This window comes from Advenella sp. RU8 (genome assembly GCF_048381675.1).
Taxonomy (GTDB): domain Bacteria; phylum Pseudomonadota; class Gammaproteobacteria; order Burkholderiales; family Burkholderiaceae_B; genus Advenella.
The window spans coordinates 155,028-180,371 of record NZ_JBLWIS010000003.1 but is presented as its reverse complement, the minus strand read 5'-3'; the positions used below and the strand labels follow the sequence as shown (position 1 = coordinate 180,371).

Here is a 25,344-nt window from a genome sequence, read left to right as displayed (position 1 = left end):
CGTCTCCTGTATATTTGATCGTTAATTATGCCCTTAATTCTGGCTTTTAATCGTTTTCTTTTTAAAAGGCAGCCCTCATAAAATTGAAAGCCACGACTATTGCCGATTGATATTCCCCGCAATTTTCATCACATGCTCGATGAATTTTTCAGCAAAGGCAGGAATATCCCGTCCGCCCTGACGGCAGATGAAGCGTTCCCGATTAGCCCATTCATTACTGATCCTCACCATATGCAGGCGCTCTGGCTTACTGTAATTACGGGCACACTCAATAGGCACTATGGCCAGGCCAATCTTGGCATCTACCATACGGCAAACCGTTTCAAAACTGCCTACATACACACGCTGGTGAATACGCTTGCCCAATTTATACGCTTTTTCTTCCAGGAAGGACTGGATCACGCTCTCTGGATGAATCCCGACAAACTGGTATTTTTCAATCAAATCCTCAAACCTGATTTCTTCAACATCCCTCAACTCATGCTCAAGATCGGTAATTACCACCAGTTCGTCTTTGAACAGGGGAACAATATCCAGGCCATCCAAATTAATACTGCCAGACCCAAAACCCAGATCGGCAGAACCTGCACGAATCGCTGACACAATGTCTTTGGTCAGTTTTTCTTCCAGCTCGATATCCACATCAGGGTTTTCAAGCAAAAATGAAGCAAGGGCATCAGACAGAAAAGAATGGGTGGAAGTCATGTTGGCAAGAATTCGCAGCTTGCCTTTGACGCCGGTTGAAAAAGGCTGCAAGTCGGAATGCAGGCACTCCAGCTGCTGAAAAACACCTTTGGCATATTTCAGCAAAATTTCTCCGGCAGGCGTCATTTTTACCCCGGTAACCTGACGGATTAACAATCGCACTTTCAGCGACTCTTCAAGATTTTTAATACGTGCACTGGCTGCAGGCAAAGAAAGAAAAGTTTTCTCGGCTGCACGGGTCAGATTCGATGTCTCGCCAATATTAATAAATAGTTTTAAATCTGTTAAATCGTAGCGCATCTTAAATAAATTGAAAGGGGGTAGTTAAAAAATATGAATAAATAAAATTCACTTTATGGCCTACTATACTCTAACCAAGTGTGTAGACGCAGAAAACATCATGTTTTTATGGTTTAACGCTTATTTATATCTTAAAAAAACCTTGGAGAGCAAGAATGAGTGGAATTGTAGACGGAAAAGTAGTTGTCGTAACCGGTGCCGGTGGCGGCATTGGCCGTGATATTGCCCTGGCTTTTGGTAAAGCAGGGGCTAAAGTTGTCGTTAACGACATCGGCGTTTCCCTTACCGGCGAAGGTGGTGGCGATGGCCCAGCCAAAACCGTTGCTGATGAAATCATCAAGGCCGGTGGCCAGGCAGTACCCAGCCTGGATAGCGTGGCCAGCTATGAAGGCGCCAACAACATCATCCAGACCGCGATTGACAGCTTTGGCAAAATTGACATTATTGTTAACAACGCGGGTAACCTGCGTGACCGCCTCTTCCACAAAATGAGCGAAGAAGAATGGCGCCAAGTGATTGATGTTCACCTGCATGGCTCATTCTTTGTCAGCCGTGCCGCTGCCCCTTATTTCCGCGAACAGGAATCCGGCGCTTTCGTGCACATGACCTCAACTTCTGGCCTGATCGGCAACTTTGGCCAATCCAACTATTCAGCCGCCAAAATGGGTATTGTTGGCCTATCCAAATCAATTGCCCTGGATATGTCCCGCTACAATGTCCGTTCAAACTGTATTGCACCTTTCGCCTGGAGCCGCATGACCAGCTCTATTCCAGCCGAAACCCCCGAAGAAAAAGCCCGCGTTGCAAAATTGCAAAAAATGGAAGCCAACAAAATTGCCCCAATGGCCGTTTATCTTGGCAGTGACGCCGCTTCTGAAGTAACCGGCCAGATCTTTGGTGTACGTGCCAACGAAATCATGCTGTTCAGCCAGCCCCGCCCCATCCGTTCAGTCCACATGTCTACCGGCTGGACCCCCGAACTGATTGCAGAAGTAGCCGCACCTGCATTGAAAGGCAGCTTCTTCAAACTGGAACGTTCTCCTGACGTCATCAACTGGGATCCTATTTAATAACTAACCGTTTATTAATGAACCAAACCCTGCCACTGCTTTTAAGTGGCGGGCTGTTCATTAACCGTTGATTAACAAGGAGACAATAATGCCGTTAGACTATAACCTTATAAAAAACTGGACATTTCCCGACGTTGTACAAGAATACACCGTTAAAGACAGTATCCTCTACGCACTGGGTATTGGCCTGGGGCAAGACCCCCTGGATGAAAACCAGCTTCAATTCGTTTACGAAAAAAACATCAAGGCTTTCCCCACCATGGCAGTCGTGCTGGGTTACCCCGGATTCTGGATGCAAGATCCGGCAGCCGGCATTACCTGGGTAAAACTGGTACATGGTGAGCAACGCACCACGATTCATCAGCCACTGCCCGCCAGCGGCAAGCTGACCGGTAAAATCAGGGTTTCGCACGTGATTGACAAAGGCGCAGACAAAGGCGCCCTGGTAATTACCGAGCGCAAGCTTTATGATGAAAGCGACACCCTGCTGGCCACGATCGAGCAAACCACTTTCTGCCGTGCGGACGGTGGCTTCGGCATCAGTGATGAGCCGCCGCCAGCGCTACCCAAAGTTCCTGATACAGCGCCAGATCAGGTGTGTGAATTATCCATCCTGCCACAGGCCGCCATCTTGTACCGTCTCAATGCCGACCCGAATCCGCTGCACATTGATCCGGCAGTGGCCAGTGCGGCAGGTTATCCGCAACCCATTTTGCACGGCCTGTGCACCTATGGAATCGCAGCTCATGCTATCATGAGAACCTTCTGCGACTATGACCCTGCACGTCTGGTTCGTTTCGATACCCGTTTTTCTTCTCCCGTCTATCCGGGTGAAACACTGGTATGTGAAATGTGGAAACGCAATGAAAACGAAATCCAGTTTCAGGCAAAAGTCAAAGAACGAAATATTGTTGTATTAAGTAATGGCTTTGCCGAGATTAAATAAATGACTAAACGTGGATTACCATTAGAAGGCATCAAGGTACTTGATCTGTCGCGTGTGCTGGCAGGTCCCTGGTGCTCACAAAACCTGGCCGACCTGGGTGCCGATATCATTAAAGTTGAACGCCCCGTAACGGGTGACGACACCCGGGCCTGGGGACCTCCGTACCTTAAAGATGCACAAGGCAACGACACGAGTGAAGCGGCTTACTACTTAAGCGCCAACCGTAACAAGCGCTCTATCGCCATTGATATTGCCAGCGAAGAAGGCAGCAAGCTGGTTCGTGAGCTGGCAAAATCATGCGACATACTGCTTGAAAACTTCAAGGTAGGTGGCCTGAAAAAATATGGCCTTGATTACGACAGTATCAAGGAAATCAACCCCAAGCTCATCTACTGTTCCATTACCGGCTTTGGGCAAACCGGCCCCATGGCCAAAGACCCTGGCTACGATTTCATCATCCAGGGCATGGGCGGACTCATGAGCATTACCGGCGAGCGCGACGATTTGCCCGGTGGTGGCCCGCAAAAAGCGGGGGTTGCGGTAACCGACCTCATGACTGGCATGTATGCCACGATTGGTATTCTGGGTGCACTGCAAGAACGAAACAAAAGCGGACTTGGCCAACACATAGACGTTGCCCTGCTAGACTGCCATATTGCCATGCTGGCCAACCAGAACCTGAATTACATGACTTCGGGTGTTGCGCCCAAACGGGCCGGCAATGCTCACCAGAACGTTGTGCCCTATCAGGTTTTTGCCTCTAATGACGGCCACCTGATTGTTGCCGTTGGCAACGACAGGCAATTTGTGTCCTACTGCAATGCCATTGGCAGACCCGAGCTGGCTCAAGATCCTGCTTACACCACCAACAGCAATCGGCTTAAAAACCGCAAAGATCTTATTGCCATCCTGGAAGAGATCATGCGCACCGACACACGTGATAACTGGCTGGCCAAGCTCAATGCAGCCGGCGTACCTTGTGGCCCCATCAATACCATCAACCAGGTCTTTGAAATGCCTCAGGTGAAAGCAAGGGGAATCTGGAAAACGGTTGAACATCCGGTAGCCGGTGTGGCGCCAACCACAGCCAACCCCATTAATTACTCGGCCACGCCCATTCAGTACCGCATGGCTCCACCATTATTGGGCCAGCACTCCGAAGAAATCCTGCGCGAGTTCAATCTGGAAGATAAATTCAGCCTGAACAAATAATCGCCCTTATATGCATTCCCAAGTAGAGCGTGGGAACGAGGCACCTGATAAAGGCAGTGACAGGCAGGAATAAACGCTGCAAAATAAAACATCCCCCTGAAAAGCGGTAAGCTGCTTGTTTCCAGGGGGATGTTTTGTATCAGGAAATACTTTAAAAAGGGATCAGGGGCTTACATTGACAACACCCAAGCCCCTACCACCAGACCCAATACAATCCGGTACCAGCCAAACGGCCGATACGAGTAATTGGTAATAAACTTAAGCAGGGCCCGAACCAGGAACAAGGCACTGATAAAAGCCGCACCAAAGCCAATCACCACTGCCAGCATATTGCTGTCGCTAAGCTCGCCACCATATTTATACAAACTTAATACAGTTGCCCCCAACATGGTTGGCATGGCCAGAAAGAAAGAAAACTCGGTAGCGGTGCGACGATGAATGCCCGCCATCATGCCGGCAATAATCGTTGCACCCGAACGGGAAGTGCCCGGAATCATGGCTAGGCACTGGGCAAACCCCACCACCAGGGCCTGTTTCCAGGTAATGTCTTCAAGGCGCTGCACCTTTGTGCTTTGGGCCTCGGAATCTGCCGGAGCATGCTTGGCCATATCGGGACGACGCTCAACCCACAACATGAGTATGCCACCCAGCACCAGCGTAAACGCATAAATAATAAACTTGCCATCTAACAACTGGCTAATCTGCTTAATGAAAATAAGCCCAATAACTGCCGCTGGCAAAAACGCAAGGATCAGGTTACGTGTGAACAGCAACTCGGTGCGATCGCCCGTAAAGGTGCCCTTGATAACCTGCCACAGGCGATACCTGAAAATCCACATCACTGCCAGAATGGAGCCTAGCTGAATGACAATTTCATAAACCTTGAAGTCACCAGAATCAAAGTTGATCCAGTCGCCAAGAATTAGCAAATGCGCCGTGCTTGAAATAGGCAAAAACTCGGTCAGGCCTTCAATAACCCCCAGAAAGGCCGCCTTCAGTAAATAGACAAACTGTTCCATTCAGGTCTTCTTGGCCGTTATTCTTGCAAGGCCGCAATCATTTGCGTAAATACTTTGGGACTGCCTGCCAGCAAATTACCCGTTTTCATCCAGGTTTGCTCACCTTCGAAGTCGCCAATCAGGCCGCCGGCCTCAAGAACCAGCAAACTGCCTGCAGCAATGTCCCAAGGTTTCAGGTTAACACCACAAAAACCGTCAAGACGCCCGCAAGCAACATAGGCCAATTCAAGCACCGTAGCACCCAAACGACGAAAACCCGTGCTTTCATCAATCAAGGGGTAAAAACGCTCGGCCCCTTTGCGGTTGGAGCTGGTAACGGAAGGAAAACGGCCGGCCAGCATGGCATCAGCAAAACGCGTACGGTTGGCAACACGGACCCGGCGATCGTTAAGGAAAGTACCGCCACCGCGTGTTGAAGTAAACATTTCATTGCGTGCAGGGTCATACACGACAGCCTGGGTAATCACGCCACGGTGAGCCAAGGCAATGGAGATCGCATAGTTAGGCAAGCCGTGAATGAAATTCTTGGTGCCATCGAGCGGATCGATAATCCATTGATACTCAGGTGTTGGATTGCCATCCGGTGCAGACACAAAACCGGACTCTTCCCCCAAAAAGGCGTGATCGGGGTAAGCATCGCGCAATACTTCAATAATCGCCTCTTCTGCCGCGTGATCAATTTCGGTCACATAATCGTTATGGCCTTTGCGGGCGACCTGTACTTTATCAATATCAAGACTGCCGCGATTGATGATGGCGCCGGCACGTCTTGCTGCCTTGATGGCAATGGTGAGCATTGGATGCATATTTGTTCTGTTTTAGTCGAGTTGGGTAAAATAGGCATTTTAATGGACAACCGCCTCAAGTTCTAGCCAAACACCCGTTTTTCACTAGAATATATGGTTTTTAAAGGAATATCATGCTTTCCAGCTTTGCCCATACCCGTTTCATCATGGTGGCACCCAGCCATCCTGGCAATGTCGGCGCTGCCGCCAGGGCTATCAAAACCATGGGCTTTGAAGAGCTGGTGCTAGTGTCTCCCAAAGACCCGGACATCAAAAACAACCCCGAAGCGATTGCCCTGTCAAGCGGCGCCACCGATGTCCTGCAGAACGCCCAAATTGTTTCCTCCCTTGATGAAGCCCTGGCACCGGTCACGCTGTCATTTGCGCTTACCGCGCGTACACGCGACATGGGCCCACCGGCACTGGACATACGAAAAAGCGCCGAACTAAGCGCCCGTCACTTGGCCAGTACCCCTGCCAATCGCGTAGCGGTTGTACTGGGCACTGAAAGAACCGGCCTTGAAAATGAAGATATAAGTCGTTGCCACCGTATTTGCCACATTCCGGCCAATCCCGCATACAGTTCATTGAATGTCTCCCAGGCCCTGCAGCTGGCGGCATGGGAATTGCGTTATGCCCTCATGGAAAACCATCAGGAACCCGTTCCTGCCAATGAAACCGAAAACACGGTAACTTATGCACCTAGTGAAAAGGTTGAAGCCTTCGTCAAACACTGGGAACAAGCCCTGGTAGCGATTGATTTCCTCAACCCATCACACCCCAAAAAACTCATGCCCCGGATGCGCTACCTGTTTACCCGCATTCACATGAGCCAGGAAGAAGTGGACATGATGCGCGGCGTTTGCACCAACATCATCAGACATGCCAGCAAAAAATAATGAGGGTACTGTCATTGTCATAATATGTCGCTATACTGTGTGAACAGGATAATTCCTTAATTCCAATAACAAAATGCAACCGTTACGGCAATGACACATACTCACCTTCCCCCAAAAGCCATCTCCGCACCCGAGCATATCGCTTTTACTGCTTTCGACAATGCCGAAAAGGCCTATGAACAGCTGGTGTATATTTATCAACGCAATACGCAATTCATCCGTACGGCTTTCCGCCATTTCATCAATAGCGAGACCCCGCCCGAATATAGCGTCAGGGCATTCTATCCAGCCATCCGCCTACGTGTAACCGATCATAAAGAAATTGATTCCCGTCTCTCCTACGGTTATGCCACCGAGCCGGGCATCTACTCCACCACCATTACGCAACCCGAGCTGTTTCAATCTTACTTGTTGGAACAACTCAGCCTGCTGATAAAAAACCACGGTATTGCCGTTGAAATTGGTGAATCCAAAACCCCCATTCCGCTGCATTTTGCTTTTACCGGTGGCCAGTATGTGGAAGGGGTCTATGACGATACCAACAAGCTGACATTACGCAACTATTTTGATGTGCCCGACTTGGCCGTCATGGACGATGCCATTGTTAACGGCACCCTGAAAGTTGAAGCCAACATACCGGCACCACTGGCCCCCTTCACCGCACCGCGCATTGATTACTCCCTGCACCGGCTGCAGCACTATACGGCAACCGCCCCCGAACATTTTCAGGGCTTTGTGCTATTCACCAACTACCAATTTTATGTAGATGCCTTCTGCAACAAAGCCCGCGAACTAGTGCGTGACCCCGATAGCGGCTACAGCGAACTGGTTGAACCGGGCAACCTGGTAACTACCGCCACAATAGCCCCCGAAGCAGGCGGCCAGCCAATTCGCCTGCCACAAATGCCCGCCTATCACCTTAAACGCCCTGATGGCGACGGCATTACACTGGTCAATATGGGGGTTGGGCCTTCAAACGCCAAAACCATTACTGACCATATTGCCGTGCTACGTCCCTCTGCCTGGATCATGCTGGGGCACTGTGCAGGCCTGCGCAATACCCAACGACTGGGTGATTATGTGCTGGCCCACGGTTATGTACGTGACGATCACGTGCTGGATGCCGACCTGCCTTTATGGGTTCCCATTCCGCCATTGGCCGAGGTGCAGGTTGCCCTGGAAGAAGCCGTTGCCCAGGTTTCCGGCCTGGACGGCTGGGAACTGAAACGCATCATGCGCACCGGTACCGTCGCCAGCATCGACAACCGCAACTGGGAACTGCGCGACCACGATGAGCCGGTCCAGCGCCTGTCGCAATCGCGTGCGATTGGACTGGACATGGAATCGGCCACGATTGCCGCCAACGGATTCCGCTTCAGGGTACCTTACGGCACCTTGCTGTGTGTATCAGACAAGCCCCTGCATGGTGAACTGAAGCTGCCAGGCATGGCTACCGATTTTTACCGTACACAGGTCAACCAGCATTTGTATATTGGCATGCGGGCATTGGAAATTTTGCGGGAAATGCCACGCGAACGCCTGCAATCGCGTAAACTACGCAGCTTTATCGAAACCGCTTTCAAATAACAAAGGAACTTTCAGCTTGGCAGCTGTATTAAATGCGGTAATACCGATTTTTGCCCTGATCCTGATCGGTTACCTGGCTGCAAAAAAGAAAATACTCAGTCATGACGCCACCCAGCACCTAAATCTTTACGTGGTGTGGCTGGCCCTGCCTGCCCTGCTGTTCCAGGCCATGGCCACCACGCCATGGGAAGACCTGTACCAGCCGGGCTTCATTGCTGCCTCAATGGGCGCCATGCTGCTTGTGTTTGTCATCTATTTAGTCTGCCAGAAAAAAAACGCACTCCTGGCCGATCGCAGCGTAAACAGCCTTAGCGCCTCATACAGCAACACGGGTTATATGGGCTTGCCCTTATGCGCCCTGGTTTTCGGTCCGGAAGGACTGACTGCGGCCATGATCTCCATGATTCTTACCGCCTGCGTGCTGTTTGCCCTGGCGATTATCTTCATTGAGTTTGGCGTGCAAACCTCGCCTCGCCTGGGCGAGACCTTGCGTAAAACCGCCTTTTCCCTGGCAAAGAATCCACTCATCGTTTCTCCAGTGCTTGGCGGACTGATTGCGGCAACCCCGTTCAGCCTTCCCGCTCCGTTGCTCGAATTCACCCGTTTGCTGGGTGCCTCGGCCAGCCCCTGCGCCCTGGTAACCATTGGCCTGTTCCTGGCACAAACCCCCAACAAAGGCCTGCAAAACGGTACGCTTACCGTACTTGCCCTAAAGCTGTTACTGCTGCCTGTATTAACCGCCATTTTGGTTTTTTTCGTTTTTGACATGCCTCCGGTTTACCAGCAAGCCGCCATTTTGCTAGCCGCCTTGCCAACGGGTACTGGCCCCTTCATGCTGGCCACCCTTTACAGGCTAGACGCCAAACGGGTCTCCCAAAGCATTTTCCTGTCCACTATCCTCTCGGTCCTGACCATTTCATTGCTGATCTACTGGTTTCAACAGCTACAATAACCCTATATGAGCACAAAGTCCCAACCCTCCAAAGCCGAAACGGCCAGTAACCGTTTTGCCGGCCACACCCCTATGATGCAACAATATCTTGCCCTTAAAGAAGAGGCAGGTTCAATATTGCTGTTTTATCGCATGGGCGATTTTTATGAAATGTTCTACGATGATGCCATTAAAACGGCACGCCTGCTAAACCTGACCCTGACCAAGCGCGGCACCTCTAATGGTGAGCCCATTCCCATGGCGGGTGTGCCAATGCATGCCATGGAGCAGTATCTGGCACGTTTGGTAGCCATGGGGGAATCAGTCGCCATTTGTGAACAGGTTGGCGACCCGGCAACTAGCAAAGGGCCGGTTGAACGCAAAATCGTGCGGATTGTCACGCCCGGCACCCTGACTGATGAAACCCTGCTGCCATCCAAGTCCGACCGCCCCCTGATGGCCATTTATCTGCCTCATAAGGGTCGCCAGCCCAAGTATGGCTTGGCCTGGCTGAACCTGGCCAGTGGCGAATTCCGTCTTGCCGAATGCGATATTGCCTCGCTGGATTCTGAAATCCACCGCATTGCCCCGGCCGAAATCGTCCATGCCGATTCATTTAAACCGGAAACCAGCTGGCAAGGTACCTTAAGCACAACGGCAGACTGGCACTTTGACCAAAACGAAGCCAATGCCCTGTTATGCCAGCATTTTGGCATTGATTCCCTGGCCAGCTTCGGGATTCACGATATGCCTTCGGCAGTTACTGCTGCCGGTGCCTTGCTGCGCTACACCGAAAGAACCCAAACCCAGTCACTTTCACATGTGCAGGGCATTAGTGTCGACCAGGCCAGCGACTATCTGGTCCTAGACCCGGTTACCCGCAAAAATCTGGAAATTACCGAAACCATTAGTGGTGAAGAAAGCCCTACCCTGTTCTCTTTGCTGGATGCCTGCGAGACCCCTATGGGCAGTCGCCTGCTGCGCCGTTGGCTGCATCACCCGCTTCGGGCCAATGAACCGGTTGTCGCCCGACAGGCCTGCGTTCAGGCTTTCCTGCTGGGTAAATCAGACAGCCCATTGCACCCGGCCATCGTCCTGGAAAAAATCAATCATTTATTCAAATCTTTTCCTGACCTGGAACGTATTGCCACACGCATAGCCTTGCAATCGGTTCGCCCCCGCGAACTGGCCAGCCTGCGCGATGCACTGGCCTGCCTGCCCGAATTACACCTACTGCTAAACGAGCACATTGCCTCCACACCGCGGATAGAAACGCTATTTGCAGCCCTGGCCATAGACCCTGCCCTACACCACCGCCTGCACCAGGCCATTGATGCAGAACCTGCAGCGCTTATCCGTGAGGGTGGCGTTATTGCCCCCGGCTTTGATGCCGAACTTGATGAACTGCGCACCTTGGCTAGCGACAATGGCGCCTTCTTGCTGGAACTGGAAGCCAGGGAACGTGCCCGTACCGGCATTGCCAACCTGCGGGTTGAGTACAACCGGGTCCATGGTTTCTTTCTTGAAGTATCCAAAGGCCAGATTGACAAGGTACCTGCCGATTACCGTCGTCGCCAGACCCTTAAAAATGCTGAACGTTACATTACGCCTGAACTGAAGTCCTGGGAAGACAAAGTACTTTCTGCCAAAGACCGCTCATTAAGCCGGGAAAAATGGCTTTACGAACAGTTGGTGGAAGAACTAGCACAAGCCGTACCAGTACTGCAGCAATGCGCGCAGGCCGTTTCTGAAATTGATGTTTATTTGTCGCTGGCGCAACACGCCCGCAACAATGACTGGGTGGCCCCGGAATTATGCGAAGCACCTATTATTGACATTGAAGGCGGTCGCCATCCGGTGGTTGAACGTACCATAGAACGCTTTACCCCCAATAGTTGCTATATGAACCCAAACCGGCGCATGCTACTGATTACCGGTCCCAACATGGGGGGTAAATCCACTTACATGCGGCAGATTGCCCTTATTGTGTTACTGGCCCGCATGGGCAGTTTCGTACCGGCACAGTCTGCGCGCATTGGCATGATAGACCGTATCTTCACCCGCATTGGCGCCGCCGATGACCTGGCAGGTGGCCGTTCCACCTTCATGATGGAAATGACCGAAGCGGCCGCCATCCTGGCCGCCAGTACGCAACACAGCCTGGTGCTGATGGATGAAATCGGGCGTGGTACTTCCACCTATGATGGCCTGTCTTTGGCTTGGTCTATTGCCTGCCGACTGTTAACGCACAACCAGGCACTGACCCTGTTCGCCACCCATTACTTTGAAATTACCCGCCTGCCCGAGCAAAACGACGCCGCCGTCAACGTACATCTGGCAGCAGCCGAATCCCCTGGTGGCATTGTCTTTTTGCATGAAGTCCAGGAAGGCCCGGCCAGCCGCAGCTACGGTATTCAGGTAGCACAACGTGCCGGCATTCCCGGCGCGGTTATCCGTCAGGCCAAACGTGAACTGGAACGGCTGGAAAACCAGGCCAGCAGCACAGCACAACTGGATTTATTCACCGAAACCGCGCCTGCCAATGACCAGGCCAGCGATGACCAGCTTGAACTGCAATCCCTGCGGGAAGCGATTAATGATCTTGACCCTGACAGCATGAGCCCGCGCGAGGCTTTGGATGCCCTGTATAAACTGCGTAATCTTTTTGGGCAGCAATAATCAGGCTACGGGTTCCCACGCAGGAGTGAACTGACCCCAAAAAGTTGGATACCGATTCAACTTTTTGGGGTTGCTTGTTCCCATGCTCCTGCGTGAGAGCCAACCATCCAACTAATACTCATATTCCGCACAAAAAATCCCGTTTTACGGCCACAAGCGTTCAAAACAAGTGAGTTATTTTCAACGATATATAAAAATCTATCACTTGTAGCTCAACATTAACCTTGCTTATCATAAGCACAGACATTTACTATACATAAATCGTGGCGGCAAACAAAACAAACATAAACAGCATAATGCCTATGCGAATTTGAAAATATCAAGCATTACAAAGGATGAGACATGCAACCGGCAACCACCCATGAGTCCCGGCATACCCACAGCCGGCTGCTAGAAAAAATACTGGAAGAACACATAAGCAAAGAGGGAAACCTCTTGCCCATCTTGCATGCCGTTCAAGACAATATCGGCTATATCCCTGAAGACTTGATCGCCCCTATTGCACAGGCGATCAATCGCTCCAGTGCAGAGGTCTTCGGGGTAATCAGTTTTTACAAACACTTCAGGACGCAAGCCTGTAACGCCATTCATATTGAATTTTGCCAGGCTGAAGCCTGTCAGGCACGCGGTTCAAAAAAAATTGAGCAAGAAGTGAAAGACCTGCTTCATGCCCAATGGCCCGATGCCACCCTGGAACCCGTCTATTGCCTTGGCTTATGTGCCCAAGGTCCTGCCGCCATGATTAACCAACAACCGCTTGCCCGTGTCACCCCTAGCAAGCTCAAGGCAAAAATTGAAGGAATCGCCACATGCAAAGGATAAAAGTCTATGTCCCCATGGATTCAGCTGCTGTCGCCGTTGGTGCTGATGATCTGGTGGCACCCATTCAAAAAATGGCCTTGGAACAAAATACTGAAATTGAAATTATCCGTAATGGTAGCCGAGGCCTGTTATGGCTTGAACCCCTGATCGAAATTGAAACCCCGCAGGGCCGAATAGGCTATGGCCCGGTCACTCTTGAAGACCTGCCGGATTTATTCAACGCCGGATGGCTCTCAGGTCAGGCTCACCCCCTGTCACACGGCATTACCGATGACATTCCTTACCTTAAAAACCAGGAAAGGCTAACCTTTAAGCGCGTGGGCATCATTGATCCCTTAAACATCCACGACTATGCCAAGCATGGTGGCTGGCAAGGCTTGTTGAAGGCCCTGACCCTAAACGATGAAGCCATCATCAACATAGTCACCCAGTCTGGCCTGCGCGGACGTGGTGGCGCCGCTTTCCCCACCGGCATCAAATGGAATACCGTCCGACAGGCAGAAGGCCCACAAAAATATATCGTTGCCAATGCCGATGAAGGCGATTCAGGCACTTTCTCGGACAGGATCCTTATGGAGGGTGATCCTTTTGCCTTAATTGAAGGAATGATCATTGCCGGCCTGGCGGTCAATGCCAGCAAAGGCTATATTTATGTACGCTCAGAATATCCCATCGCCATTGACACCTTGCAAAAGGCCATCACCATTGCGACGGAACACCGCTATTTGGGGTCCAGCATTTTAGGCTCCGGCCACTCTTTCGAACTGGAAGTCAGAAAAGGGGCTGGTGCTTATATCTGTGGCGAGGAAACCTCCCTGCTTGAAAGCCTGGAAGGCAAACGCGGCGTAATCAGGTACAAGCCACCTTTGCCCGCCATCAAAGGTTTTATGGGCATGCCTACCGTTGTCAACAACGTCGTGTCCCTTGCCACCGTTCCCGTCATTCTGGCCCAAGGCGCAGATTTTTATAAAAACTTCGGCAGCGGAAAATCGCATGGCACACTGGCCTTCCAACTTGCCGGCAATCTCAAATGTGGCGGTCTGGTTGAAAAAGCCTTCGGGATTAGTTTAAAAGAGTTGCTCTACGATTACGGTGGTGGCAGTGAAGATGGCCTGCCCCTGAAAGCCGTTCAGGTTGGCGGGCCACTGGGTGCCTATTTATCGAAACAGGAATGGGACATACCATTAGACTATGAAGCCTATGCCAAGATTGGTGCCATGGTCGGCCATGGCGGCATCGTTGCTTTCAGTGAAAGTGCTGACATGGCTGAAATGGCTGAGTATGCCATGGCTTTCTGTGCCACCGAGTCCTGTGGAAAATGCACCCCCTGCCGGATCGGCTCAAAACGTGGCGTGGAAACCGTCGTCAAAATTCGTCATGGCATTCAGGCGGAAGAAAACCTGGTCCTTCTGGAAGAATTATGCGACACCATGATTGCCGGTTCTTTATGCGCTTTAGGAGGCATGGCCCCATACCCGGTGCTTTCGGCAATAAGCAAATACCCGCAAGACTTCATTAAACAAAAAGTACAATCTTAAAATATATTATAAAATCCCGGAGACAAGGAAAATGCTAGAAACCGTCCTCAAGCGCGATACAGATTTTGGTACCCCTGCCATTACCAACCATGTCAAAGAAATCAGCCTGCAAATAGACGGGCACATGATTCGTGTCCCGGAAGGCACCTCCATCATGCGGGCTGCAGCCATGCTTGGGTTAAATATCCCAAAACTATGCGCCACCGATTCTTTGGAACCCTTCGGCTCCTGCCGGCTGTGCCTTGTCCAGATAGAAGGTCGAAGGGGCTTTCCCGCCTCATGCACCACCAATGCAGAAGAAGGAATGGTGGTGACAACAGAAAACAAGCGCCTGGCAGACCTGCGACGCAATGTGATGGAGCTTTATATTTCAGAGCATCCTTTGGATTGCCTGACCTGTTCAGCCAATGGGAATTGCGAATTACAAGAAACCGCCGGACAAGTTGGACTCAGGCAGGTCCGATTCGATGGCTACGATAAGAAACTGGCCAACAAGACCATAGACAATTCAAACCCGTATTTTACCTTCAACCCGGACCTGTGCATTGTCTGCAATCGCTGTGTTCGCTCCTGTGAGGAAACACAAGGTACTTTTGCCTTGACCATAGAAGGCCGGGGGCTTGAATCCCGGGTAAGCGCCGGACTCAACACAAACTTCAAGGACAGCGACTGTGTCTCTTGCGGTGCCTGCGTCACGGCCTGCCCTACCGGTGCCTTAATGGATAATAGCGTCATTGCAAAAGGACAACCCAATCACGCCGTAATAACCACCTGCGCTTATTGTGGCGTTGGCTGTGGCCTGAAGGCAGAGCTGAAAGGCGAAGAGCTCGTACGAATGACCCCATGGAAAAATGGCAAAGCCAACGAAGGCCATGCCTGTGTCAAGGGCCGCTTTGCCTGGGGATATGCAACCCACCCCGACCGAATTACCACCCCCATGATCCGCGCTTCAATCCATGACCCCTGGCGCAAAGTGTCGTGGGAAGAAGCCATCAATCATGCTGCCAGCGAGTTAAAACGCATACAAGCAAAATATGGCCAAAGCTCGGTGGGTGCCATTTCTTCATCCCGCTGCTCAAATGAAGAAGTCTATTTAGTACAGAAAACCGTGCGAGCGGCTTTGGGCAATAATAATATTGACACCTGTGCCCGGGTTTGCCATTCACCAACAGGATTCGGCCTGAAACAAACACTGGGGGAGTCAGCCGGCACCCAAACGTTTGAATCCGTTGCAGATAGCGATGTGATACTTGTCATCGGCGCCAATCCAACCGATGCCCACCCGGTGTTCGGATCTCGCCTGAAGAAACGTTTGCGCCAAGGTGCCAAACTGATTGTTATTGATCCAAGAACCATTTCCTTGGTGTCCACGGCACATGCCAAGGCCGATTACCACTTACCACTGAAACCGGGCACCAATGTGGCCATGCTCAATGCGTTTGCCCATACCATCATTGCAGAAGGCCTTCATAACCAGGCGTTTATCGCCAAGCGTTGTGATTCGGATACCTTCAAGGATTGGCTTGCGTTTGTCCTGCTTGATGAAAACTCACCGGAAGCGGCCGCTGCCACCACCGGAGTTCCCGCCCAAACCATCCGTGAAGCAGCACGACTGTTTGCCACGGGTGGCAAAGCTGCCATTTACTATGGCCTGGGTGTCACCGAACACAGCCAAGGCTCAACCGCAGTCATGGCAATTGCCAACCTGGCCATGATCACCGGCAATATTGGCATGAGTGGCGTTGGCGTCAACCCGTTACGTGGCCAGAATAACGTCCAAGGGTCTTGTGACATGGGTTCATTCCCCCATGAATTCCCCGGTTACCGCCATGTCTCCGATGATGCAACCCGCAAACAATTTGAACAGGCCTGGGGGGTTACGTTAAATGCAAACCCTGGCTTGCGCATTCCCAACATGTTCAATGCGGCAATTAGCGGCTCGTTCAGGGGATTATATTGCCAGGGAGAAGACATCCTGCAATCCGACCCCAATACACAACATGTAGAAGCCGCTTTAACTTCGCTGGAATGCCTGATTGTCCAAGACCTGTTCTTGAATGAAACGGCCAAGTTTGCCCATGTCTTTTTACCTGGCGCCTCTTTTCTGGAAAAAGACGGTACCTTTACCAATGCCGAACGACGTATTTCACGCATCAGGAAAGTCATGCGTCCCAAGTCTGGCATGGCTGACTGGGAAATAACCCAGGCCCTGTCCAATGCCCTTGGATACCCCATGCAATATGACAGCCCAAGCGAAATCATGGATGAAATCGCCCGTTTGACCCCCACCTTCACCTCTGTGAGCTATGCCCATATCGAGGAACTCGGCGGCAGCGTTCAATGGCCCTGCAACCCGGAAAACCCTGAAGGAACGCCGATCATGCATATCGACAGCTTCCCGCATGGCAAAGGAACGTTTGTAGTCACCAAATATATCCCCACCGACGAACGCACCAATAAACGCTTTCCGCTAATTCTTACCACGGGCCGCATCCTTACCCAATACAATGTGGGCGCACAAACCAGGCGAACCAGCAATACCACCTGGCACCAGGAAGACCTGCTGGAGATCCATCCGCATGATGCCTCGGATCGGGGGATTGAAGATGGTGATATCGTCCAGGTTACCAGCCGCGTTGGCCAAATTGCGATGAAAGCCAAAGTTTCAACACGTGTTCAGCCCGGTGTGGTTTATACAACCTTCCACCACCCTATTTCAGGGTCCAATGTCATTACGACCGACAACGCCGACTGGGCAACCAGCTGCCCCGAATACAAGGTAACGGCCGTTCAAATTAGTAAAGTGGAAAGTTTTGCCTCGGAATGGCAAGATCACTGGTTTACTGAAGACAAAATCCAACATGATTTGTTGGCATCAGCGGAGCCTGACACGCATGAATAAGCAGCAACAAGATGCATCGGCAACAGTGCTGGAGCCCTTGCTGAAAACGGTCAATCAAATTGCCCAATTCTACGCAACGCTACCCAATCCAGAGGAAGCGAACAAGAAAATGGTAAAGCATTTAATTGCTTTTTGGGAACCCCGAATGTTTACACCTTTGCTTGACTATCTTGAGCAACATTCAACTGGCAAAGACAAATATGGCGCACTGTCACCCTTTGCAGCCAAAGCATTGAAAACATACCAGGATACTTGCTTGAATTCAGAAAAAAAGTAACAATCAGTCGCGGTACCCCTTAAAAGAGGGGTGCCGGATGGCTGGCACGGGTGTTTATAAGGAACCCCTAAACCATAAAAAATATCGTGGGAAAATAACAGGAAAAAAAAACCGCACAAGGCGGAAATTTTTTGGGGTGACCGATGGGGCTCGAACCCACGACAACCGGAATCACAATCCGGGACTCTACCAACTGAGCTACGGTCACCACTGCATAAAGATGAAACTATAGCAAGCCCTTTCAGATTTTGCAAGTCCGCCTTACAATAAAGTGCGTTTTTGTTGTTTTTTGTTGGATTATTGAAAATATGACCGCTTTTTGGGCCTTCCTGCTTGAATATAAAACCCACCTATTATTTGGGGTAGGTTTAATTGTAGGCTTATTGGCCGCCATTCATGCGGCAATGACCAAACGTGATGTCCGTGCGGCCATTGCTTGGGTAGGTGTAGTCATTCTATCGCCATTTTTTGGTGCCTTCCTGTATTTCCTGGTCGGCATTAACCGGATCAACCGCAGCAGGCGCCTGCAACACAAAGAGTATTTGCTTCAAGAGCAGGTAAATGGCAAACATGACGAAACCACCAATATAGCCGACATATCCGGCACCCAATTCGAATCCCTGAAAAAAGCGGGCAACAAGCTAAGCCGCTTTCCCATCTGGAGCAACAATAACATTACTCCGCTCCTGGGGGGCGACGAAGCCTATTCTGCCATGATTGCCGCCATTGACAACGCCACCAAGACCATTGCCATGCAAAGCTATATTTTTGACAATGACGTGATTGGCAAACGCATTGCACAAGCCCTGATTCGTGCCCGGCAAAGAGGGGTTACTGTAAAAGTGTTGATTGATGCCATTGGTGCCAAATACTCCAGGCCATCCATTGTTACCCTCTTCAGGAATACCGGCATAGATGTCTCACTTTTCGAGACGCATTTTTTTACCTTCAAAATGCCCTATTCCAATTTACGTTGCCACCGAAAAATCCTGATTATCGATGGCCATACCGCATTTAGCGGTGGCATGAATATCAGGGAAAGCTTCACCTCGGAAATATGCCGGGGCGCCCCCATGAAAGATGTCCATTTTGAAATAAAAGGCCCACTGGTGTTTCAGCTATTGCTGGTGTTTTTTCATGATTGGTCATTTACCACCGATGAACAACTTATACCCGCCAATTGGGTACCCAAACCGGAAACCTTGCCTGAAGCGAATATCGCTGCCCGCTGCATTACATCAGGCCCCGATAGCGACATTAGCAGTACTCACCGGCTAATCCAGGCAGCTTGCGCCATTGCACAAAAGCACATCCGCATACAATCCCCTTATTTCCTGCCTGACCAGGTCTTGCTGGGGGCACTGAATACGGCCGCACGCCGCGGCGTCAGGGTAGATATCCTGATCCCCGGCAAAAACAATCTGTATCTGGTCAATTGCGCCATGATGGCCCAGCTCAACCAGGTCTTGGACAGCGGCTGCCACGTTTGGCGCAGCAACGGCCCCTTTGACCATTCCAAACTGTTCACGGTAGACGATGGCTGGACCCTGATGGGCTCCTCCAACTGGGATGCACGCAGCCTGCGCCTGAACTTTGAGGTAGATATTGAAGTGTATGACCGGACGTTCAGCGAACGCATTGGCAAACATATTGACGGGGAAATTGAAAAGGCTACCCCTGTAACCCTTGAAACGTTAAAATCAATTAGCTTCATCAAACAGCTAAGAAACAAAATCATCTGGCTGGCCTCCCCCTACCTTTAAATTGAAATACAAAATATTAATAACAAAATGAGCACAATTACTGAAAACAAGAAAGCCTGGCTGGTACTTGTCCTGACCCTTACCATCCAGTCCCTGGGATCCATGGTATTGCTGATTCCGCCTGTTTTGATCCCGGTACTTACCACCGAAATAAATATTTCCACCAGCCATCTGGGCCTGTACATTGCCTGTGCCTACCTTACTGCCATGACCATGAGCGTTTGTACCGGGATGCTGCTTACCATTACAGGCCCCATCAGACTAAGCATTCTGTGCATTGCCTCGTGCGCCATCGGGATGCTGCTTTTCCTGCTGCAGCCTTCTTTACCCACCCTATTGCTAATGGGGGCCTTTATTGGCGCCGGCTACGGACCTATTACCCCCTGCAGCTCACAAATCCTGATAAAAAACACACCCAAACAGCGGCTTAACCTGATTTTCTCCATCAAGCAAACCGGCGTACCCTTGGGGGGCGTACTAGCCGCGCTGTTAATACCTGCCCTGCTTGAAATCATGAGTTGGCATTCGGCCATGCTGGTTATTTTGCTGGTCCTGATTGTATTTGTGTGTATTGCCCTGTTCACCCCCAAAGACTGGGAGCCTGAAAACACGGTTATTTCCACCTCTTTCAAAACCGAATTCGTCAATGCCCTGAAAACCGTTTTCCGTACACCTTCTTTGCGAACGCTGGCTTTATCTTCATTTTGCTTTTCCATCTGCCAGCTTACCTTAATGACCTATGCCATTACTTTCCTGAATAAAGAACTGGGCTTTGCTTTGGTTATTTCCGGCATGCTGCTTTCTTTCTCACAAGTATCCAGCGTGATGGGCCGGATTTTCTGGGGCTGGCTGGCCGACCGGTTTTTCTCACCATGGAGCATGCTGGTTTTCCTGACGCTAGGCATGATTACCGCTTCGTTAGCCGTCTATTCCATTACTCCCGACACCAGCACCCTGTTCATTGCCCTGTTCTTTATATTGTACGGTGCCATGGGTATTGGCTGGAACGGTGTCTACCTGACGGAAGTGGCGCGTAAATCTCCGGAAGGCAAATCCGGCTCCATCACTGGCGTCACGCTTTCAATGACCTATTTAGGTGTGGTAATAGGCCCGCCACTGATTGGCCTGATTTCAGAATCAATGGGTAGCTACGCCTATGGATTTTTATTCTTGCTGATACCGCTTGGTATTGCGCTATTATTATTACTGGGTACGCGCAAAGCGTTTTAATTTTAAAATCAAACAAAAAAGAGCCCGGCATATGCTTGAATACTTCGCATATACCGGGCTCTTTTTATTGGTTTACCCTTTTACTGGCAAACCTTTTACATTCCCGACAGGGCGGGCTAAACCACTCCCGCCCTTATCAGGGACTTACCACAAGTAGGTAACGCTGGCACCACCACCAGCACCACCACGACCTGAACCGTTAACGGCACCTTTAAGCAGCCATTTACCGTTCTCGGACACAGTAGAAACACCCATCGCGTAACCACTTTCACCACGCCAAACGCCACCACCGACAGAGAAGGCACTTTGTCCGGGTTGATAAGCCTGGCCAAGCGTTGCTACCGCTGTGGCTGCGGCAGTACCCGCATCGGCACGCCTCTCGGCACGGCGAATTTCACCACGCAAGGCAGTTGAAGCACCAGAGATCATCTCCTGAGCTTGTTGAACGTTAACCGCATCAGTTGGGCCTTTACCTGCGGCAACGCCACTAATTACACGAGCTTCACCGTTGCTGTTGGCAAAATTAACCTCTGTGCCGTCGGTATTGCCACCTACGGAAATAACACGGCTGCTTGAATCTTGACGAACCAATCCAATTGAGGTGTTGTTATTGATTTGATTTTGCAAACTGGCAACTGACGTATTCAAACTAGTTAAGGCACCACCTACATTAGTAAAGCTCACATCTGCTTTACTACCATCGGGCTGAATTTCCTGCAGTGCATACAGCGGATTAACAAATGTGCCATCATCCTTAGCCTCTGCACCGCCACCCAAAGCACTGGCTGTTGCTTTTACCTGCTGGTTGGTCGCATACAATTGCTTGCCTGTCACGGCATCAGAGCTAGTCGCCGAAACATCACCATCCTTAACACCCGTCAGTTTGCGAGCACCTTCAGTACCAGTAAAGTCAACAGACTTACCAGCAACTTCGCTACCTACAGTAACTTTGTCCGCTACCGCATCAAACTTAACAATACCCGCCGTACCATTTTGGATATTGGTAATATCGCCTTGAATATTCGTGATATCACCCTTGATATTTGTGATATCACCTTCAATAGTATCAATACGTGTTGTATTGCTGGCTACACGACCATTCAGATTACCCAATGCGCCACCTACAGTATTATATGTTTCGGTACCGCCTGAGCTGGTACCATCATACAAGACGTACTCCGGTGCTGTGGCTGCACCAGTAATAGGATCTACACCTGCATTTAAGGCCGTAAGCGCTGTAGCTAAATCAACATTAGTGCTATGTAACTGGGCGCCATTGACAGCATCGGTACTGCCCGCAGCAACATTCCCGTTAGCAAGACCGGTTAGGGTACGGTTGCCTTCTGTACCTGCAACGTTAATGCGAGTCCCATCCGTTTCACCACCAATTGCGATCTCACGTGTCGTAGTATTTTGTTTAACGATACCCAGCGTGCCGTTCGTGATATTGGTGATATCAGTCTGGATTGTAGAAATATTACCTTTGATAGTAGTGATTTCTGTTCTATTGGAGGCAACACGGCCGTCCAGGTTATCTAAGGCGCCCTCTACACCAGTAACATCCGTTTTAGTACCTGTGTCGGTACCATCATCCAGCTCATAGACAGGCGCACTAACAGTCCCCGTTACCGGATCCACCTCTGAATTACCACCCAAAGCATCTGCTACCGACTGATTGCTGGCATACAACTGATCACCGGTGATCGCATCGGTACTGCCCGCTACTACACTGCCCTTGGCAATACCGGTCAGCTTGCGGACACCAGCCGTACCAGTAAAGTTCACCTCTGTACCATCTGTTTCACCACCAACATTAATGGCTCGCGTAAGGGTATCTTGCTTAACGATACCCAGTGTGCCGTTTGTGATGTTGGTTATATCAGTTCGAATATCACTGATATCACCCGTATTGGTGGCCACACGGCCATCCAGGTTAGCCAGAGCACCACCCACCGTATCCAGGGCAACCGTGGTTCCGGTATTCGTGCCGTCATCCAGCACATAGCTCGGTGCAATCAGGTTACCGTTGGCATCCACGCCTGCACCACCGGCCAATACCGTGGCCAGGTTGGAGGTAGAAGCATACAACTGGGCACCATTGATGGCATCGGTACTACTTGCACTGACCGCACCGGCTTTGACATTGGTAAGGGTTGTCCCACCCACGCCCGCCAGAGTAATGGCGGTCTTGGTAGCATCATCATACTTCACCGCGTTGTCCGCCAGCGTGGCAATGCTCTGGTTGGTTTGATTCAATTGTTTACCAGTTACCGCATCGGTACTGGTGGCAGAGAGCTCGCCATCGGCCAGGCCGGTCAGCTTGCGGACACCGGCCGTGCCCGTAAAGTCAACCGCTGCACCATCCGTTTCGGAACCCACCAGAATATTTTCACCAGCCGCGGTTTGCTTGACGATACCCTGCGTGCCGTTCGTGATATTGGTGATATCGCCTTCAATATTCGTGATGTCGGTTTTAATATCGCTGATGTCACCGGTATTAGTGGCTACACGGCCATCCAGGTTAGCCAGAGCACCACCCACCGTATCCAGGGCAACCGTGGATCCGGTATTCGTGCCGTCATCCAGCACATAGCTCGGCGCAATCAGGTTACCGTTGGCATCCACGCCTGCACCACCAGCCAACACCGTGGCCAGGTTGGAGGTAGAAGCATACAACTGGGCACCATTGATGGCATCGGTACTACTTGCACTGACCGTACCGGCCTTGACATTGGTAAGGGTTGTCCCACCCACGCCCGCCAGAGTAATGGCGGTCTTGGTAGCATCATCATACGTCACCGCGTTGTCCGCCAGCGTGGCAATGCTCTGGTTGGTTTGATTCAATTGTTTACCGGTTACCGCATCGGTACTGGTGGCAGAGAGCTCGCCATCGGCCAGGCCGGTCAGCTTGCGGACACCGGCCGTGCCCGTAAAGTCAACCGCTGCGCCATCCGTTTCGGAACCCACCAGAATATTTTCACCAGCCGCGGTTTGCTTGACGATACCCTGCGTGCCGTTCGTGATATTGGTGATATCGCCTTCAATATTCGTGATGTCGGTTTTAATATCGCTGATGTCACCGGTATTAGTGGCTACACGGCCATCCAGGTTAGCCAGAGCACCACCCACCGTATCCAGGGCAACCGTGGATCCGGTATTCGTGCCGTCATCCAGCACATAGCTCGGCGCAATCAGGTTACCGTTGGCATCCACGCCTGCACCACCGGCCAATACCGTGGCCAGGTTGGAGGTAGAAGCATACAACTGATCACCGGTAATCGCCTCAGTACTGCCAGCGGCTACACTGCCGTTAGCAACTCCAGTCAGTTTGCGGGTTTGAGCCGCAACATTGGCAAAGTTCACCTCTGTACCTGCGCTGTCTTTACCAACTGTAATTGGCGCCAAGTTATCAGCTTGCTGAACCAAACCCAGACCTGTTGAGATGGCTAATTGGTGTAACTGACCACCATTAATGGCATCAGTACTGCCAGCAGCGACTAGACCGTCAGCCACGTTAGTAATTTTTCGCTCATTTCCAACAGAACCTACAGAAACGGTATTGGCGGCTGTGGCAACAGAACCATTACCCAACGCTACCGAATTCGCAGCATTGGCCTGGGCTCCCGCACCAATGGCAACGGAATCTTGACCGGTAGCTTGTGCGGCATTTCCAAGGGCTGTTGCATTTTCATTGGCGGCCAAAGCATCAGCCCCCACCGCAATAGACCCCTCTCCAAATGCTTTTGCCGCTTCACCAAAAGCAATTGCTTTTGATTGGGTGGCTTGAGAAAAATTACCTAATGCAATTGAAGTGAAATCTGCCGCTGATGACACTGCGGCAGCACCGGCGGCATCGGAGCCCAAACCAGTAATTTTATTGCCACCAATGGCTATGCCGGCTGGGTCAGTTAAGTTTAATGAATCGGCGGTAAGATCACATGAATCCGTAGGTCCAACAACTTCACCATTCGCATTCAAAACACCAAGGGTTATGGGATCGCCAGCAGCCGCAGAATTCAGAATATCTGTCAGATTAAGAGTTAGAGGCCCGGGAAGAAGTTGACCTATCAATAAAGCATCCAATATAACGTCAACTGGACCTAATATACCATTTACTGTATCCTCTATCGGCTCATAAATCGGCGTAACCACCTGCCCCACAATATCAGTAACCACACTTCGTGGCAAACTTACGCCTGCACACGCATCAACCAACTGCGCCTGCGCAGACCCCATCGCCCCCAATCCCAAAGCAGCAGACAAAGCTGTCGCGGCCAGTACTTTATTTCCTTTTTTGCACTTGTTTTTTGTATTTTCAGAAACCGCTACATAAGTTCCCGTTTGTTCATTAAAAATGCTTTTGTGAATTCTGTTCATTACCTAAATCCCAGTTTGAATTTATAGACATGCAACCACTCTTTCAGCCATTAATAGCCGCCCTATTATCCTATGATATAAAAAAAAGACAGTGCTTACATTAATTTACCAAGCCAACAAATGACGCACTCACACCAAGAAAAAATTTTTTAATTTAAAATCAAAAGGTTATCATTTATTTTATTTCAAAAGCAAAAAATTAATTCTTAATAAAAAGACACATATTGTCTTTTATAAACAACCTCACCCTTTCAAAGCGTCATTTCTATCAAGCAGAAAAATCGTCATCCACCATGCAAAAC

The 25,344-nt window shown here is 50.6% G+C and carries 17 protein-coding genes and 1 tRNA gene; 13 read left to right on the top strand and 5 right to left on the bottom strand.

What is annotated here, in order from left to right:
• Positions 1-96: 96 nt before the first annotated feature.
• On the bottom strand, positions 97-1,005 hold the full coding sequence (locus tag ACM5Q9_RS05805; RefSeq protein WP_418143789.1) for a LysR substrate-binding domain-containing protein: 909 nt from the start codon (positions 1,003-1,005) through the stop codon (positions 97-99).
• 155 nt (positions 1,006-1,160) lie between these two features.
• On the opposite strand from ACM5Q9_RS05805, the gene ACM5Q9_RS05800 reads away from it, so the two are divergent.
• The 3 genes from ACM5Q9_RS05800 (at position 1,161) to ACM5Q9_RS05790 (ending at position 4,233) form a co-directional block, all read left to right on the top strand.
• Positions 1,161-2,075 (top strand): SDR family NAD(P)-dependent oxidoreductase, encoded by a 915-nt coding sequence (locus ACM5Q9_RS05800; RefSeq protein ID WP_418143788.1) that lies wholly within the window; start codon positions 1,161-1,163, stop codon positions 2,073-2,075.
• An 88-nt stretch (positions 2,076-2,163) separates the two neighbouring features.
• Positions 2,164-3,021: a MaoC/PaaZ C-terminal domain-containing protein gene (locus ACM5Q9_RS05795; protein WP_418143787.1), complete on the top strand. Its 858-nt coding sequence runs from the start codon at positions 2,164-2,166 to the stop codon at positions 3,019-3,021.
• A complete protein-coding gene (locus ACM5Q9_RS05790) occupies positions 3,022-4,233 on the top strand; it encodes a CaiB/BaiF CoA transferase family protein (RefSeq protein WP_418143786.1) in 1,212 nt (403 codons plus the stop codon).
• 170 nt (positions 4,234-4,403) lie between these two features.
• Here the strand turns inward: ACM5Q9_RS05790 and ACM5Q9_RS05785 are convergent, their stop codons facing one another.
• Positions 4,404-5,252, bottom strand: a complete 849-nt coding sequence (locus tag ACM5Q9_RS05785) for an undecaprenyl-diphosphate phosphatase (protein ID WP_418143785.1) — start codon at positions 5,250-5,252, stop codon at positions 4,404-4,406.
• 17 nt (positions 5,253-5,269) lie between these two features.
• Positions 5,270-6,058, bottom strand: a complete 789-nt coding sequence (locus tag ACM5Q9_RS05780; RefSeq protein ID WP_418143784.1) for an inositol monophosphatase family protein — start codon at positions 6,056-6,058, stop codon at positions 5,270-5,272.
• Between the two features lie 113 nt (positions 6,059-6,171).
• Here ACM5Q9_RS05780 and ACM5Q9_RS05775 point away from each other — a divergent pair, with 113 nt between their 5' ends.
• From ACM5Q9_RS05775 to ACM5Q9_RS05740, 8 genes are all read left to right on the top strand, one after another.
• Positions 6,172-6,936 carry an RNA methyltransferase gene (locus ACM5Q9_RS05775; protein ID WP_418143783.1) on the top strand — a complete coding sequence of 255 codons (765 nt, stop codon included), beginning with the start codon at positions 6,172-6,174 and terminating at the stop codon, positions 6,934-6,936.
• Between the two features lie 90 nt (positions 6,937-7,026).
• Positions 7,027-8,523: an AMP nucleosidase gene (locus ACM5Q9_RS05770; RefSeq protein ID WP_418143782.1), complete on the top strand. Its 1,497-nt coding sequence runs from the start codon at positions 7,027-7,029 to the stop codon at positions 8,521-8,523.
• 16 nt (positions 8,524-8,539) lie between these two features.
• The gene (locus ACM5Q9_RS05765) at positions 8,540-9,475 is read left to right on the top strand and encodes an AEC family transporter (RefSeq protein ID WP_418143781.1); all 936 of its coding nucleotides are present in this window, start codon (positions 8,540-8,542) and stop codon (positions 9,473-9,475) included.
• Between the two features lie 6 nt (positions 9,476-9,481).
• On the top strand, positions 9,482-12,133 hold the full coding sequence (gene mutS, locus ACM5Q9_RS05760; RefSeq protein ID WP_418143780.1) for a DNA mismatch repair protein MutS: 2,652 nt from the start codon (positions 9,482-9,484) through the stop codon (positions 12,131-12,133).
• A 342-nt stretch (positions 12,134-12,475) separates the two neighbouring features.
• Positions 12,476-12,955, top strand: a complete 480-nt coding sequence (locus tag ACM5Q9_RS05755; RefSeq protein WP_418143779.1) for an NAD(P)H-dependent oxidoreductase subunit E — start codon at positions 12,476-12,478, stop codon at positions 12,953-12,955.
• The gene (locus ACM5Q9_RS05750) at positions 12,943-14,493 is read left to right on the top strand and encodes a formate dehydrogenase beta subunit (RefSeq protein WP_418143778.1); all 1,551 of its coding nucleotides are present in this window, start codon (positions 12,943-12,945) and stop codon (positions 14,491-14,493) included. Before ACM5Q9_RS05755 ends, ACM5Q9_RS05750 begins: the two co-directional genes overlap by 13 nt.
• A gap of 31 nt (positions 14,494-14,524) precedes the next feature.
• A complete protein-coding gene (gene fdhF / locus ACM5Q9_RS05745) occupies positions 14,525-17,395 on the top strand; it encodes a formate dehydrogenase subunit alpha (protein WP_418143777.1) in 2,871 nt (956 codons plus the stop codon).
• The gene (locus ACM5Q9_RS05740; protein ID WP_418143776.1) at positions 17,388-17,672 is read left to right on the top strand and encodes a formate dehydrogenase subunit delta; all 285 of its coding nucleotides are present in this window, start codon (positions 17,388-17,390) and stop codon (positions 17,670-17,672) included. The genes fdhF and ACM5Q9_RS05740 overlap by 8 nt, the downstream gene beginning before the upstream one ends.
• A 132-nt stretch (positions 17,673-17,804) precedes the next feature.
• On the opposite strand, the gene ACM5Q9_RS05735 is transcribed toward ACM5Q9_RS05740, so the two are convergent.
• Positions 17,805-17,880, bottom strand: a tRNA-His gene (locus ACM5Q9_RS05735).
• A gap of 100 nt (positions 17,881-17,980) precedes the next feature.
• Here ACM5Q9_RS05735 and cls point away from each other — a divergent pair.
• Both cls and ACM5Q9_RS05725 read left to right on the top strand, forming a co-directional pair.
• Positions 17,981-19,435: a cardiolipin synthase gene (cls, locus tag ACM5Q9_RS05730; RefSeq protein WP_418143775.1), complete on the top strand. Its 1,455-nt coding sequence runs from the start codon at positions 17,981-17,983 to the stop codon at positions 19,433-19,435.
• Positions 19,436-19,462: 27 nt separating this feature from the next.
• Positions 19,463-20,665: an MFS transporter gene (locus ACM5Q9_RS05725; RefSeq protein WP_418143774.1), complete on the top strand. Its 1,203-nt coding sequence runs from the start codon at positions 19,463-19,465 to the stop codon at positions 20,663-20,665.
• A gap of 144 nt (positions 20,666-20,809) precedes the next feature.
• On the opposite strand, the gene ACM5Q9_RS05720 is transcribed toward ACM5Q9_RS05725, so the two are convergent.
• Positions 20,810-25,042 carry an ESPR-type extended signal peptide-containing protein gene (locus ACM5Q9_RS05720; protein ID WP_418143773.1) on the bottom strand — a complete coding sequence of 1,411 codons (4,233 nt, stop codon included), beginning with the start codon at positions 25,040-25,042 and terminating at the stop codon, positions 20,810-20,812.
• Between the last annotated feature and the right edge of the window lie 302 nt (positions 25,043-25,344).